The organism is Shinella sp. BE166, assembly GCF_051201095.1.
Lineage (GTDB): Bacteria > Pseudomonadota > Alphaproteobacteria > Rhizobiales > Rhizobiaceae > Shinella > Shinella lacus.
Map to the genome: position 1 here is coordinate 535455 of NZ_JBPEHL010000003.1, position 13600 is coordinate 549054.

The 13600-nt window shown below is 65.8% G+C and carries 14 protein-coding genes; 10 read left to right on the forward strand and 4 right to left on the reverse strand.

From position 1 onward, the window contains the following. Positions 1 to 2: 2 nt before the first annotated feature. The 4 genes from J2Y63_RS09845 to J2Y63_RS09860 form a co-directional block, all read right to left on the reverse strand. Positions 3 to 911, reverse strand: a complete 909-nt coding sequence (locus tag J2Y63_RS09845; protein WP_435265935.1) for a siderophore ABC transporter substrate-binding protein — start codon at positions 909 to 911, stop codon at positions 3 to 5. Positions 912 to 959: 48 nt separating this feature from the next. Beyond that, positions 960 to 3269: a TonB-dependent receptor domain-containing protein gene (locus tag J2Y63_RS09850; RefSeq protein WP_435265936.1), complete on the reverse strand. Its 2310-nt coding sequence runs from the start codon at positions 3267 to 3269 to the stop codon at positions 960 to 962. A 132-nt stretch (positions 3270 to 3401) separates the two neighbouring features. Then, the gene (locus J2Y63_RS09855) at positions 3402 to 4373 is read right to left on the reverse strand and encodes a FecR family protein (RefSeq protein WP_435265937.1); all 972 of its coding nucleotides are present in this window, start codon (positions 4371 to 4373) and stop codon (positions 3402 to 3404) included. 111 nt (positions 4374 to 4484) lie between these two features. Beyond that, the gene (locus tag J2Y63_RS09860) at positions 4485 to 4994 is read right to left on the reverse strand and encodes an RNA polymerase sigma factor (RefSeq protein ID WP_256116943.1); all 510 of its coding nucleotides are present in this window, start codon (positions 4992 to 4994) and stop codon (positions 4485 to 4487) included. A 303-nt stretch (positions 4995 to 5297) separates the two neighbouring features. Here J2Y63_RS09860 and J2Y63_RS09865 point away from each other — a divergent pair, with 303 nt between their 5' ends. From J2Y63_RS09865 to J2Y63_RS09910, 10 genes are all read left to right on the forward strand, one after another. Beyond that, a complete protein-coding gene (locus J2Y63_RS09865; RefSeq protein WP_435265938.1) occupies positions 5298 to 5606 on the forward strand; it encodes a DUF2218 domain-containing protein in 309 nt (102 codons plus the stop codon). Continuing rightward, positions 5603 to 6580: an ABC transporter permease gene (locus J2Y63_RS09870; RefSeq protein WP_435265939.1), complete on the forward strand. Its 978-nt coding sequence runs from the start codon at positions 5603 to 5605 to the stop codon at positions 6578 to 6580. The genes J2Y63_RS09865 and J2Y63_RS09870 overlap by 4 nt, the downstream gene beginning before the upstream one ends. Then, entirely contained in the window at positions 6573 to 7514 is a 942-nt protein-coding gene (locus J2Y63_RS09875) for an iron chelate uptake ABC transporter family permease subunit (protein WP_435265940.1), read from the forward strand. Before J2Y63_RS09870 ends, J2Y63_RS09875 begins: the two co-directional genes overlap by 8 nt. Then, the gene (locus tag J2Y63_RS09880) at positions 7511 to 8269 is read left to right on the forward strand and encodes an iron ABC transporter ATP-binding protein (protein WP_435265941.1); all 759 of its coding nucleotides are present in this window, start codon (positions 7511 to 7513) and stop codon (positions 8267 to 8269) included. Before J2Y63_RS09875 ends, J2Y63_RS09880 begins: the two co-directional genes overlap by 4 nt. Positions 8270 to 8337: 68 nt before the next feature. Continuing rightward, positions 8338 to 9111, forward strand: a complete 774-nt coding sequence (locus J2Y63_RS09885) for an SDR family NAD(P)-dependent oxidoreductase (RefSeq protein WP_435265942.1) — start codon at positions 8338 to 8340, stop codon at positions 9109 to 9111. 10 nt (positions 9112 to 9121) lie between these two features. Then, a complete protein-coding gene (locus J2Y63_RS09890; protein WP_435265943.1) occupies positions 9122 to 9871 on the forward strand; it encodes an SDR family NAD(P)-dependent oxidoreductase in 750 nt (249 codons plus the stop codon). Positions 9872 to 9925: 54 nt separating this feature from the next. Then, positions 9926 to 11014, forward strand: coding sequence for a D-TA family PLP-dependent enzyme (locus tag J2Y63_RS09895; protein ID WP_435265944.1), 1089 nt, complete (start codon positions 9926 to 9928; stop codon positions 11012 to 11014). Positions 11015 to 11049: 35 nt separating this feature from the next. Beyond that, positions 11050 to 11436 carry a RidA family protein gene (locus J2Y63_RS09900; protein WP_435265945.1) on the forward strand — a complete coding sequence of 129 codons (387 nt, stop codon included), beginning with the start codon at positions 11050 to 11052 and terminating at the stop codon, positions 11434 to 11436. A gap of 149 nt (positions 11437 to 11585) precedes the next feature. After that, positions 11586 to 12128 (forward strand): flavin reductase family protein, encoded by a 543-nt coding sequence (locus J2Y63_RS09905; RefSeq protein WP_256116927.1) that lies wholly within the window; start codon positions 11586 to 11588, stop codon positions 12126 to 12128. 113 nt (positions 12129 to 12241) lie between these two features. Continuing rightward, a complete protein-coding gene (locus J2Y63_RS09910) occupies positions 12242 to 13594 on the forward strand; it encodes an LLM class flavin-dependent oxidoreductase (protein ID WP_435265946.1) in 1353 nt (450 codons plus the stop codon). Positions 13595 to 13600: the final 6 nt, after the last annotated feature.

The window sequence follows — 13600 nt, forward strand, 5'->3', positions numbered from 1 at the left end:
GCCTATTTCGCGGCAGCAAAGGCCTCGCTGATCGCGGCATAGACACGCATCATCGCCTGCGCGCCGCCGGCGGCGATGTAGAAATCGCCGGAGGGCAGGTAGACGACCTGGCCCTTCTGCCACGCAACGGTCTGCGCGACGAGTTCGTTGTCGAGCGTGATTTTTGCGTTCTGGTCGTTGGAGCCGATCGCGGCGGCGCGGTCGAGCACGATCAACCAGTCCGGGTTCGCCTCGCGGATGAACTCGAAGGACACCGCCTCGCCATGGGTCGCCGCCTGAACGTCGGAGATCGCCGCCGGCAGGTCGAGCGAGCGGTGCAGCCAGCCGAAGCGCGAGCCGGGGCCATAGGCCGTGATCTTCGGCCCATTGGTCATGACAATCAGCGCCTTGCCCTTGCCGGCAACTGCCGCGCGGGCCTTTTCGACGGCGGCATTCAGTTCCTTGACCGCGGCCTCCGCCTCCGTTTCCTTGCCGAACAGGCGGCCGTAGGTCGAAAGCCGCTCGCGCGCCTGTTCCAGCAGGTCGTCACCGTCCATCGTCATGTCGATCGTCGGGGCCACCTGCGTGGTCGCGTCCACCTTCGTCGAGGAACGACCGCCGAGGATGATGAGATCGGGCGCGAGCGCGCTCAGCGCTTCGAGGTCCGGCTCGAAGATGTCGCCGACGACCGTCGCGCCGTCCTTCAGGTGGGAAAGCTCCTGGAGGTAGAGATTGGACGGCAGGCCTGCCGGCTTGATGCCGAGCTTGTCCAGCGTATCGACGGCCGCGATGTCGAAGACGGCGACCGTTTCGACCGGCGTCTTCACGGTCTTCGGTCCGGCTGCCGTGCCGACTTCGAGTTCGGCGGCAAGCGCAGTGCCGGCGGCAAGAAGCGCAACCGTCAGCGCAAAAAATTTCAAGCAGGCCTTCATCTTGGTCTCCGGTAGGGCGGTCCCGGCGGCAAGCCGGGACCGTATCCGTCAGAACGTGGCGCGCAGGCTCACGATGAACGCGCGTCCGGGCTGGTAGAGCGGCGTCACCTCGCCGAATTCCTGGCCGTAGGTGGCGCGGTCGGAATAGGTCTCATTGAAGATGTTCTTCACCTCGGCGCGCAGCGTCAGGTTCTGGTGCGTCGGCGGCTTGTATTCGACGAAGCTGTTGACGACCTGGTAGGCCTTGAAGGCGGGGCTGCCGTCCGGAACCTTGTCGTATTTCGGCGCAAGCTCCACGTCGCCGCCGACGGTCAGGCCCCAATCGGCGAAGGTGTGGGCGGCGGAGACCGTGATGATCTCGCCGACCGGCGTCGTCAGATAGGTGCCTGTATCGGAATCGGCCGGCTTGCCGTCGATCAGCGTGTCGATATTGGCGTATTTCACGCGGACATAGCCATCCGCCCAGTCATAGCCGGCACCGATCGAAAAGCCTTCGGATTCGACCTGGCGCGCCGCATAGGCATAGGCGTAGCGGGCAGCGCGCGCATTGTCCATTTCGGTGCGGAACACCGAGCCTTCGAGCGTGAAGCCGTTGTATTTGGCGACGAGGCCGACGGTGTAATTGTCCGATGTCGTCGGGTCCGGCTCGATATCATAGGCCCAGGCAGGGTTCATGATGAAGTTTTCCGCAAGCGGAATGCCGGCCCAGACGTGGGAATAGCCGGCTTTGGCAGTCAGGTATTCCGGAATGATGTCGTATTCGCCAGAGATGTTGCCGCTGAGGCCGGAATTGTTGAATTCCTGGCCGCCCGTGCCGGTGAACCACTGATGGTCGGCACGGCCGCCGAAGGAGATCCGTGTGCGCTCGAAGGGCTCCAGCCGCGCTTGCACATAGGCGCCGAGGTTCTTCGCCTTTTCCGTCGCCGGCTCGAACAGGTCGTCGAGCTCCGCCTTGTCGTCATAGAAGTCGACGCCGGCGGTCACCGTGCCGATGGCGGTGTGGAAGCGGTTTTCGAACTTGCCGTTGAACGTGCCCGTCGTGCCGGTGACGTCATATGTCTCCGGCACCGTTCCGGGCTTGAGATAAACCTTGGTGGTGACATCCGTCTCCCCATAAGCGAGCACCAGCTTCGGGTCCCACCAGCCTTCCGGCGTGGTGTCCGTATAGGTGAAGACCGTGTTCTGGCGGGCGAGGCTGTAATCGCGGACGAGAGGCTCCCAGGGCTTTGCACCGGTCGTCGAGCCCATATTGGCGCGGAACGGGCGCGGCGCCTCGTCCTTGATCGCCTCATGGCTGATCTCGATGCGATCGCCGCTCTCGAATTCATAGGCGACCTTGCCGATGCCACTCAAGAAATGCGTGCGCGTGCCGAGCACCTCGTCGCCATTGCCGGCGGAAAATTCCTGGCCGCGGCCGATGTTGAAGTAACCGAGATATTCGAAACCGTCCTGCTTACCGAAAGTGGAGAGGCCGGTGGTGAAGATGTTGCCATTGGTGTTGAAGCTCGAATTGACGAAACCGCCATAGCCGTTGCCGTCGAGGAAATCGCCGACATCCTTGGTCTCGTAGACGATGGAGCCGGCAAGCGCACCCGGGCCGGCATCGGCCGGCGCCACGCCTTCATCGACACTGACGGCCTTCAAGAGCGTCGGGTCGATCAGGGTCGTCGCATTGTGGTGGAAGACCTTGTTGTTCTGGCGGCTGCCGTCGATGGAGATGGCGAGGTTGGTTTCCTCGATGCCGTTGACATAGACCTTCTGCGACATGGGCAGCGAGCTGCCGACCTTGACGCTCGGCTCCTCGCGGAAAACATCCTGGATGGTGGCGGGGTTCTTGCGCTCCAAATCCTCGGAGGTGATGTTGAGCTCGCTCACGTCGCCCTCGCCGACCTGCTCGCCTTCCACCGTGATGCGGTCGAGCGTCGTCGAGCCGTTTTCGACGGAGCCGGTGACGAGCGGCGAAAGATGCTTGGACGTGACGATCGCCGTGCCGTCCGGGGTGATCGAATGCTGCGTCTCGGTGCCTTGCAGAAGTGCTGCAAGCGCCTCCTTCGGCGTGAACGTGCCCTTCACCGCCTTCGAGGTCACGCCGCGCGAGGTGGCGGCGGCAAGCGACACCTGGAGGCCGGACTGCCGGCCGAAGGCATTGAGGGCGGCCGCCAGCGACTGCGCCGGGATATCGAAGGCCATGGCGCCGATGCGGGCGGTTTTCGCCTGGGCTGCCGCCGGCTGCACGGCCGCCTGCGGCAGGCTGAACAGAAGTGCCGCCGCGGTGGAAACCATCAGTCTGGTGAAGAAGACGGTGCGCACACGCCCCTTGGCGCGCGTCGTGGTCGATCGATCGCTATGCAAACGCATTTTACCCCCGGTGTCATACCTCGGAATGCGCTGCCCCAGGCGCGCATTCCCGGTGCAGAGACGACCGCCTCGGGGATATTTTTCACGCCCTCTGCAATTTTCCTGATTTTTTCCGAAAAGTTTTAGGGATCATCAGAAACGCGTGACGATGCGGGCATAGGCGGAGACCGAGCGCACCTTGCCGCCAAGCGGCTGGACGAGGGCGACGAGCGCGCGATCCGGGTCGCGCAGGTCATAAAGCCCGGTGACGCGCTGGCGGCCGAGCGCGCGGTCCGGCACGCTGATCCAGGCCGGATGATAGCGCCGCAGCCTTGCGACGACGCTGTCGACGGTGACGTCGTTGACGAAGAGCAGGCCGTTGCGCCAGGCGCCGATTTCTTCGAGCGGCACGGTGGCGTGGGTGATCAGGCCGGTCTCGCCATCGACGGTCGCCATGTCGCCGGGCGCCATTTCGGCAACGCCGCGTGCCGCGCCCTCTCCGGAAATGCCGACCACGCCGCGGGCGAGCTGCACCGTCGTCGCCGCATCGTCGAGCGCGACGTCGAAGGCCGTGCCGAGCACGACGACCTTGGCATTGCCGGCATCGACGGTGAACGGGCGCTTGCCGTCATGCGCCACGTCGAAGAAGGCCTGGCCGGAGAGAAGGCGCACATGGCGTCCCTGCGGCGTCAGGTCGACATCGATGGCGCTGTCGGCGGAAAGGTTGACCGCGCTGCCATCGGCGAGCGTCACCACCCGGCTTTCGCCGGTGCCGGTGCGGAAATCGGCCTGCAGCCAGATCATCAGGGCAGGTGCGGCCAGCACCAGCAGGAGAGCGGCGGCGAGCGCAAACACCCCGCCGGTGGCCCACATACGCCGGCTGCGGCGGGGCAGGGCGGGTGCCGGGCGGGCGGGCCACAGGTCGGCATGGCGCGGCTTCACCTCGCCGAGCGCCTCCCAGGTCGTGAGCGCGGCGCGCCAGGCGGAGCGGTTGGCCTCGGTGCGCGCCAGCCATTCCCCGTGTTCGCGCAGGGTTTGCGGACAATCGGGGTCGGCCTTCAGCCGCAGCAGCCAGTCCATGGCCTCTTCCACCGCGCGGCGCTTTTCGCTGTCGTCCTGAATCAAGATATACCCTATGCCCCGGCGCTCCGTGCCGTGCACGGTTCTAGCCGAATATCGAATTGCTGCGTAGGGACGATTTGCGCACGATTTTTTTTCACGGCAGGCGCCTGCCCGTCACGAGGCGCTGCCGAGCTTGAGCGTGATCTCCACCAGTGCGGCACGCACATGGCGGTGGGCTGTGGCGACCGAGATGCCGAGATGGGCTGCGACCTCCTCCAGCGTGTAACCGCCGAACCGGTGCATTTCGACCGCGACGCGCACATCGAGCGGAAAGCCGTCGAGCACCTCGGTGATCATGCGCACCTCGTCGGACAGCAGCACCGTTTCCTCCGGCGTCTCGATGGCGCGCGGCATGGACCAGAACGGCGGCTCCGTGTCACGCTCCCGCATCTCTATCTTGCGCCGCTTGATGAGGTCGAGGCACAGGTTGCGCACGATGCGGTAGAGATAGGCGAGCGTCTGGCTGGCCGAGGCGCCGTAGGCATTGGCCGGCGAGAATCGCAGGAAGGCGTCCTGCACGATGTCCTCTGCCGCCTCGCGCGAGCCGAGGATGCGCGTCGCGTAGCGAACGAGGGCAGGGCGGTGGGTCGCATAGAGCAGCGAGGTGGCATCTCCCTCCGTCACGGCGCGGTCCTTCTACAGAAAAGCAAAACGCCGCCGCGGCGCGGAGACCGGCGCACGAAACACCCACGATCTTCGGCATCGCCAAGCGCCGCCGCCATTGCCACCCTTTCAAATTCCATCGGCCGTGCTCATGCCGGCGACTGCTTCTGCATGAGAAATAGCTTAACTTGATTTACATAGTCAAGTTTACCTCCATGAAAAATGGCTGGCTTCCCTCGCCGGGAAAACATGAGTAAAGACGTTATGTTTTTGACGGGGCGGGGCGCAGGGTCCGGCCGCCGTCCAGGGATGAAAGGGAAGGCCATGCTCGAATCCGCCGCCTATCTGGAAACCGCCAGCGGCTCCAAATACCTGGTGCAGCTCTGCAAACATTTTGCGCACAAGATCACGGTTTCCTATTCGGAAACCCATGGAGAATGCCAGTTTTCCTGCGGCACCAGCCTTCTCGATGCGGATGAAAAGGGCCTGCGCCTGGTCGCGACGTCCGAGGACGAGGAGGGGCTTGCCCAGACGCAGCACGTCATCGAATCGCATCTCCTGCGTTTCGCTTTCCGCGAAGAACTTCAGCCGCTCGACTGGCGGCGGCAGGCCGCGTCTCAAACCGCGACATGACTGCTGCCGCCGCAAGACCACTTCTACGAACCGAAACGATCGCGGGCCTCGGGCTCGCGGTGCTTTTTGTGCTGAGCCTTGCCGTCGGCGTCAGCCCCATGCCGCTGAACAGGGTGCTGAGCGATCCGGAAGCGCTCCAGCTTCTCGTCGTCAGCCGCCTGCCACGCACGCTCGCCGCCGTGCTCTGCGGCGCCGGGCTGGCGATTGCCGGGCTGATCATGCAGACGCTGTCGCGCAACCGCTTCGTCGAGCCGGCGACCGCCGGAACGGCCCAAAGCGCGGAGCTCGGCATCCTCCTCGTCACGCTTCTTTTCCCCGCCGCCGCCCTCTGGGAAAAGACGCTCGTCGCCAGCGGCGCGGCGCTTGTCGGCACGTCGGTCTTCCTCGCCACCGCCCATCGCCTGCCGCCGGCGCAGCCCTATCTCGTGCCGCTGTTCGGCATCGTCTATGGCGGCGTCATCGGGGCCGTGGTCACCTTCGCCGCCTGGCAGGCCGACCTCCTGCAATTCCTCTCCGTCTGGACCAATGGCGATTTTTCCGGCGTGCTGCGCGGGCGCTACGAGCTGCTCTGGATCGCCGCGCTGATGGTCGCCGTCGCCTGGTTCGTCGCCGACCGGCTGACGATCATGGCGCTCGGGCGCGAGGCGAGCATCGGGCTCGGCATCGATTATGCCCGCATGATGCAGATCGGCCTCGTCATCGTCTCCGTCATCACCGCACTCGCCGTCACCGTCGTTGGCATGATTCCCTTCGTGGGGCTGGCCGTGCCCAACATCGTTTCGCGGCTGATGGGCGACAATGTGCGCGGCACGCTGGGCTGGGTCGCGGCCGGGGGTGCGGGGCTGGTGCTCGCCTGCGACATTGCCGGGCGCCTCATCCGCTACCCCTACGAAATCCCCGTCGGCACGGTGATGGGGGTGGTCGGCGGCGCGGTTTTCCTCTGGCTCATCTTCCGGGGACGCGCGCATGGCTGAGCGTCGTCTTCTCGGCCTTGCCATCGCGGCTATCCTCGCCGCAGTCGCATTCCTGGCGATCGGCATCAGGGGCAACATCGCCTTCGTGCTGGAGCTGCGCCTGCTGAAGCTCGCGGCGCTCGTGCAGGTCGGTGTGGCGATCGCCATTTCGACGGTGATCTTCCAGACCGTCACCGGCAACCGCATCCTGACGCCCTCGATCATGGGGCTCGATGCGCTCTACCTCTTCGGCCAGATGCTGATGGTCTTCCTGCTCGGCGGCGTCGGTTATGTGGCGCTCGATCCGCAATTGAAGTTCGGCATGGAGGTTCTTCTGCTGATGGCGCTCGCCGCGGCACTGTTGCTGCCCATGCTGAAGAGTCGCCTCGACATGGGCCTGATGCTGCTCGCCGGCGTCGTCTTCGGCGTGCTGTTCCGCAGCCTCTATTCCCTGCTCGCCCGCCTCATCGACCCCAACGAATTCGCCGTGGCGCAATCGGCAAGCTTTGCCAATTTCAATGCCGTGCGCACCGACCTGCTCGTCTTCGCCGCCATCGTGACCGTCATCGCCGCCATCATCGCCTGGCGCGCGCGCCATATACTCGACGTGATCTCGCTCGGGCCGGATACCGCGACCGGCCTCGGCGTCGGCTGGGCCGGAACGGTGACCGGGCTGCTGCTCGTCGTCGCCGCCCTCGTCGCCGTCTCAACCGCGCTCGTCGGCCCGGTCGCATTCTTCGGCCTGCTGGTCGCCGCCCTTGCCGAACGCATCGTCGACAGCCGCCGCCACGGCCTGCTGCTGCCGGCCGCCGCCTTTGCCGGCATCATCGTGCTCGTCGGCGGACAGACGCTGTTCCAGCATGTGCTTGGCAATGCGACGGCGCTCGGCGTCGTCATCGAGTTCGTCGGAGGGCTCGTCTTCCTCCTGCTGCTGGTCCTGGGGAGCCGCAAATGATCCGCATCGAAAACGTCTCCTTCAAGCACCGGGCGACGCCGATCCTCACCGATATCGACCTGACGATCCCGAAGGGCGGCGTCGTGGCGCTGATCGGCCCGAACGGCGCCGGCAAATCCACGCTGCTCTCGCTCGTGGCCCGGCTGCATCCGCTCCAGACGGGCGCAATCGAGATCGACGGCCTGCCGGTGAACACGACGCCCGGCCGCGAGCTCGCCAAGGTGATCGCCATCCTGCGGCAGGACACGGCGGTCGCAAGCCGCCTCAAGGTGCGTGAACTCGTCGGCTTCGGCCGCTTCCCGCATGGCCGCGGGCGCCTGACCGAAGCGGACCATGCCATCATCGACGCGGCCATCGCCCAGTTCGACCTCGCCGATCTGGCCGACCGTTTCATCGAGACGCTCTCCGGCGGCCAGCGCCAGCGCGCGCTCGTCGCCATGGTTTTCGCGCAGGGGACGGATTACCTGCTGCTCGACGAACCCCTGAACAATCTCGACATGTATTATGCCCGCGAGCTGATGCGTTCGCTGCGCAAGGTCGCCGACGAGAAGGGCAAGACCATCGTCATCGTGCTGCACGACATCAACCAGGCGAGCGCGCACGCGGACCGGATCATCGCCATGAAGGCGGGCCGCATCGTCGCGGACGGAGCGCCGACCGCCATCCTGACGCCGAACCGGCTGGAAACCGTCTTCGGCTTCCCCATGCGCGTCGAGACGATCGAGGGAAAACCCTTCGTGCTGCACCAACTCTAGACTTCTGCTGTTGACTATCACCCCGGCCCGTTCATCTTGCTCGGCGTTCCATTGACGCAGAGGCAGGCATGACCGACCAGACCCGAACAGCGCTTATTGCCGGCGGGGCCGGCGGCATGGGGGCGGCGATCGCCGCGCGGCTTTCGGCCGCCGGCTACGCGGTCGCCATCGCGGATCTCTCCGGCGAACGCCTGACGGCAGCGGCGGAAAAGCTGCAAGCCGAGGGACGTGACGTGCTTCCCGTGCCGCTCGACATGCGCAAGATCGCCTCCTGTGCCGCCGCCGTCGAGGCGGTGCTGGGCTGGCGGGACCGTCTCGACGTGGTCGTCAACGCCGCAGGCGTTTGGCGGGAAGGCGAGGCCGGGACGATGACGGAAGACGACTGGGACATCGTCATGGACGTCAATCTCAAGGGCGCGTTCTTCCTGATCCAGGCCGCCATTCCCCATCTCGGCCCCGGCGCCTCGATCGTCAACATCGCGTCCGATGCCGGCCTGGTCGGCAACAATGGCGCATCGATCTACTGCGCCTCCAAGGGCGGGCTCGTGCTGCTCACCAAGGCTCTGGCGCTCGAACTCGCGCCCCGCCAGATCCGCGTCAACGCCGTCTGTCCGGGCGACGTCGCAACACCGATGATCGAGTTCCAGGCGGAGCGCTACGGCGGCGGCGATCCGGATGGCTACAAGGCGAAATTGCTTTCCAACTATCCGCAAGGGGCAGCGGCGCGGTTCATACGGCCGGAAGAGATCGCCCGCATGGTCGCCTATCTCTGCGAGCCGGACGCGGCCCCGATCACCGGCGCGGCGCTGTCCATCGATTTCGGCGTGACGGCCGGTTACTGAGGAGGGACGGATGCAGCGCAGGACGGCGATCATCACGGGCGCGGGCGCCGAAGACGGCATCGGCTTCGCCTGCGCCCGAAGCCTCGCGGAAGAGGGCTTTGCCGTGCACCTCGTCGCGACGAGCGAGCGCATTTTTGCCCGCGCGGAGGCGTTGCGCGGAGAAGGTTTTTCGGCGACCGGCCATATCTGCGACCTCACGGTGAAGTCCGCGGTCGAAAAACTCCGCCAAGTCACGGGGCCCGCCGGGGTGCTCGTCAACAATGCCGGCATGGGCAGCGTTTCTGAGCCGGCGCTCCAGCGGACCTTCGTCGAACTGGAGGAGGCGGATTGGGACCGCGGGATTTCCGTCAGCCTCAAGACCACCTTTCTCGCGACCCGCCTCTACCTGCCGGATATGCTGGCCGATGGTTACGGCCGCATCGTCAACGTCGCGTCGGTCACCGGACCCTATGTCGCCAATCCGGGCGAGACGGCCTATTCCGCCGCGAAGGCCGGCATGGTGGGCTTGACCCACGCGCTGGCGCTTGAGGCAGGTCCGCAGGGCGTCACCATCAATGCCGTGGCGCCCGGCTGGATCGAGACCAGCGCCTCGACCGAGGACGAACGCCGCGCCGCTCAAGCCACCCCCTGCGGGCGCGCCGGGCGGCCGGACGAGGTGGCTGCGGCCGTCGCCTTCCTAGCCTCGCCGAAGGCGAGCTATATCAACGGCGCCGTGCTCGTGGTGGACGGCGGAAACATCCTCCAGGAACGCAAGGCCTAAGCTGCCAGACCCACAACAACACGCGCCGCAGGCGCCAAGACCGGAAGGTTTTCCATGACGTCTCCCTGGCCCGACATCGGCACACCGCTCGACCGTATCCTCACCCCCATGCCGGTGATCGACGAGGACCGGCTCGCCGCCAACATCCGCCGCGCGCAGGCTTACTTCGACCAACACGGCAAGACATTCCGCCCGCATATCAAGACGCACAAGATCGTCGCGGTGGCCGAGGCGCAGCGCGCGGCAGGCGCCATCGGGATCAATTGCCAGAAGATCAGCGAGGCGGCGGTTTTCGCCGATGCCGGCTTCGAGGACATCCTGATCACCTACAACATTCTCGGCGCAGCGAAACTGGCGCGGCTGCGCGCCCTGCATGAGCGAGTGGCCCACCTCAGCGTGGTGGCCGACAGCGCGACGACCGTCGATGGTCTCGCCGGTGCCTTCGATGCCGCCCGCCCGCTGACCGTGCTCGTCGAATGCGATACGGGCGGCCGGCGCTGCGGCGTGCAGACGCCCGAGGCGGCGACGGAACTGGCAGTGCGCATCGCAGCCGCTCCCGGTCTCCGCTTCAGCGGCATCCTCACCTATCCAGCACCAGGCGGTGCAACGGCAGTGGAGGCCTTCATGGCCGGGACCATGGCCCTCCTCGCCGCCAAGGGCATCGATTGCCCGGTGCGCTCCAGCGGCGGCTCGCCGGACCTGTGGAAGGCCCATCTCGTGCCCTCCGCCACCGAGCACCGCGCGGGAACCTATGTCTATAACGACCGCAGCATGGTGCGCGCCGGCCATTGCACGCGCGGCGATCTCGCCATGCACATCCTCGCAACCGTCGTTTCGCGCCCGGCGGAAGACCGGGCGGTGCTCGATGCCGGCTCCAAGGCGCTGACCTCCGACCTGCTCGGCTTCAGCGATTTCGGCGAAATCGAAGGCTACGAGGGTGCGCGCATCGTCTCGCTCTCGGAAGAACATGCCGTGGTTGATATCGGCGATTGCCGGAAGGCCTTTCCCGCCATCGGCAGCGTGGTGCATATCGTGCCCAACCATACTTGCGTCGTCAGCAATCTTTTCGACCGCATGGTCTTCCACCGCAACGGCGTCGTTACTCGCGTGGAGGATGTCGCCGCGCGCGGAACGGTGTGGTGAGTTCAACGACAAGAAGCATCAAAGGAGAAACGCCCATGGCTGAAAACGACGCCCCCTTTTTCATCGAGGATACCGACGAGGACGAGATTTCCTCCGATGTCGCAGGCATCGGCAACCTGCTCGCCACCACGCATATCCCCTTGCGCGCCGATGGCTCGCTTGAGACGGGCGATATCCGCACGCAGAGCATCGCCACGCTGGAGAGCCTGAAAAGCTCGCTGGAAAAGGCTGGTAGCAGCCTTGCCGACGTGATCCACCTGACGATCTATCTGACGGACATCACGGAGCGTCCAGCCTTCAACGAGGTCTACTGCGCCTATTTCAAGAAGCCCTATCCCTTCCGCTGCGCCGTCGGCGTCGCGGCACTTGCCGATCCGGAGATGCGGGTGGAGGTGACGGCGCTCGCGGCCCGGCGCAGGTAACCCCGAGCGTGGCAAGCCAATATCCCGGCGCGTTTCAGCGCGTTCATATTTTCTATAAAATTAGTATATTTCAGAAAGCCGTGCCTGCACTGCCGCGTTGACCTTTGTTATCCCTATGGACATCCGGGGTCTCAAGCGGAGCGGACACGATGAATGCGCATGCCGAAAACACTCTTTTCACCACACGCGATACGCCGGTGATCGATCATCCGGCCGATGCCGACCACCTGAAGGCAGCGCTGCGCACGCTGGGCGGCGGCGTCAGCATCATCACGGCGGGCGAGGGCGAGGCCCGCACGGGCGCCACCGTCACCTCGGCGACGGCACTTTCCGTCGAGCCAGCCCGCATGCTCGTCTCGCTCAACCGCTCCTCCTCCACCTGGCCCGTCGTCGAACGCTTCGGCCATCTCGGCATCAACATCGTCGGCGCCGAGCACGAGGCGCTGGCCAACCAGTTCGCCGGCCGCGGCGGCCTGCGCGGCGCCGAGCGCTACCGCGGCGGTGAATGGACCACCGCCGTCAGCGGCGCGCCGCTGCTCGTCGATGCGGTGGCGGCGATCGACTGCGTCGTGGAAGAAGCGATCGAGCGGCACAGCCATATCATCGTCATCGGCAAGGTACTGGCGATCCGCATCGGCAACGGCCATTCGCTGCTCTACCAGGACGGACGCTATCATGCCGTGTCCCGCTAAAGGCTAAGCAGGCCAACCCAACCAGCAATCTGCGACTGCCATGACCCGCCGCGGGCGGGACAGCGAACCTGTGGCCTGAAAAGGCCCTTCGAGATGAAGCGAAAGGAAACGAGATGACACGCAAGATCAGGCTTGGCGCATTTCTTCCCGGCGGCGGCCAGCACGTCGCCTCCTGGCGGCATCCCGACCAGCCGGCCGACGGGGCAACCAGCTTCGAATTCCACAAGCGGCTGGCGCTCATCGCCGAACGCGGCCTGTTCGACGCCTATTTCCTCGCCGACAATCTCGCCATCGGCTTCGGCGGCGCCCGCGAAGGCGGCAACGCTCGCATCGCGGGCTTCGAGCCGGTGACGCTGTTTTCCGCGCTAGCACCCTTCACCAAGAATCTCGGCTTCATCGCCACGGCCTCCACGACCTACGAGGAGCCCTACAACACCGCGCGCAAATTCGCCTCGCTGGACCTGATCTCGGGCGGCCGCGCCGGCTGGAACGTCGTCACCACGACGGGCGATCCGACCGCGCAGAATTTCAACCGCGAGACCCAGCTTCCCCATGCTGCGCGCTATCGCCGCGCCGCCGAGCATGTCGACGTGGTCAAGAAGCTCTGGGATAGCTTTGAGGACGACGCCTTCCTCCGCGACAAGGAAAGCGGCGTCTTCTACGACCAGGAGAAGCTGCACGAGAGCGAACACCGCGGCGAACATTTCCAAGTGCGCGGGCCGCTCAACGTCGCCCGCTCGCCGCAAGGCCACCCTGTCATCGTGCAGGCCGGCCAGTCGGACGACGGCCGCGGGCTTGCCGCCGCCACGGCGGAAGTGATCTTCACCGCCCACCAGCACATCGGGACGGCGCAGGAATTCTACCGTGACATCAAGGCGCGCGCCCGCGGCCTCGGCCGCAACCCGGATCATATCCTCATCATGCCCGGCGTCTCCGCCTTCGTCGGCCGCACGCTGGAAGAGGCGCGCGAAAAATACGATCGCCTGACCGCGCTGATCGTCGAGGAGGACGGCGTCGGCCTGCTCAACGGCCTCACCGGTGGCACGCTCGACCTGCGTGGCTACGATCTCGACGGCCCGCTGCCGCCCGCACCGCCGACGGAAGGCATGAAAAGCCGGCAGGCGCTGATCCGCCAGATCGCCGACGAGAACGACTTCACCATCCGCCAGCTCTACCAGTGGATCGCCTCGGCCCGCGGCCACTACACGATCGTCGGCACGCCCGAGACGATCGTCGACACGCTCCAGGAGTGGTTCGAGAACGAGGCCGCCGACGGCTTCAACATCCTGCCGCCATGGCTGCCGACCGCGCTCGACGATTTCGTCGACCTGGTCATCCCCGAGCTTCAGCGCCGCGGCCTGTTCCGCACGGAATATGTGGGCACGACGCTGCGCGAAAACCTCGGCCTACCGTTCCCCGTCAACCGCTGGGCCGGCGCGCGTTCAGCCGCTCAGGCTGCCGAATAGGGAGGC

Excerpts from the sequence above, each read along its gene's own strand:
- J2Y63_RS09845 (WP_435265935.1), bottom strand. The coding sequence starts at position 911 with ATGAAGGCCTGCTTGAAATTTTTTGCGCTGACGGTTGCGCTTCTTGCC.
- J2Y63_RS09850 (WP_435265936.1), bottom strand. The coding sequence starts at position 3,269 with ATGCGTTTGCATAGCGATCGATCGACCACGACGCGCGCCAAGGGGCGT.
- J2Y63_RS09865 (WP_435265938.1), top strand. The coding sequence starts at position 5,298 with ATGCTCGAATCCGCCGCCTATCTGGAAACCGCCAGCGGCTCCAAATAC.
- J2Y63_RS09870 (WP_435265939.1), top strand. The coding sequence starts at position 5,603 with ATGACTGCTGCCGCCGCAAGACCACTTCTACGAACCGAAACGATCGCG.
- J2Y63_RS09875 (WP_435265940.1), top strand. The coding sequence starts at position 6,573 with ATGGCTGAGCGTCGTCTTCTCGGCCTTGCCATCGCGGCTATCCTCGCC.
- J2Y63_RS09880 (WP_435265941.1), top strand. The coding sequence starts at position 7,511 with ATGATCCGCATCGAAAACGTCTCCTTCAAGCACCGGGCGACGCCGATC.
- J2Y63_RS09885 (WP_435265942.1), top strand. The coding sequence starts at position 8,338 with ATGACCGACCAGACCCGAACAGCGCTTATTGCCGGCGGGGCCGGCGGC.
- J2Y63_RS09890 (WP_435265943.1), top strand. The coding sequence starts at position 9,122 with ATGCAGCGCAGGACGGCGATCATCACGGGCGCGGGCGCCGAAGACGGC.
- J2Y63_RS09895 (WP_435265944.1), top strand. The coding sequence starts at position 9,926 with ATGACGTCTCCCTGGCCCGACATCGGCACACCGCTCGACCGTATCCTC.
- J2Y63_RS09900 (WP_435265945.1), top strand. The coding sequence starts at position 11,050 with ATGGCTGAAAACGACGCCCCCTTTTTCATCGAGGATACCGACGAGGAC.
- J2Y63_RS09905 (WP_256116927.1), top strand. The coding sequence starts at position 11,586 with ATGAATGCGCATGCCGAAAACACTCTTTTCACCACACGCGATACGCCG.
- J2Y63_RS09910 (WP_435265946.1), top strand. The coding sequence starts at position 12,242 with ATGACACGCAAGATCAGGCTTGGCGCATTTCTTCCCGGCGGCGGCCAG.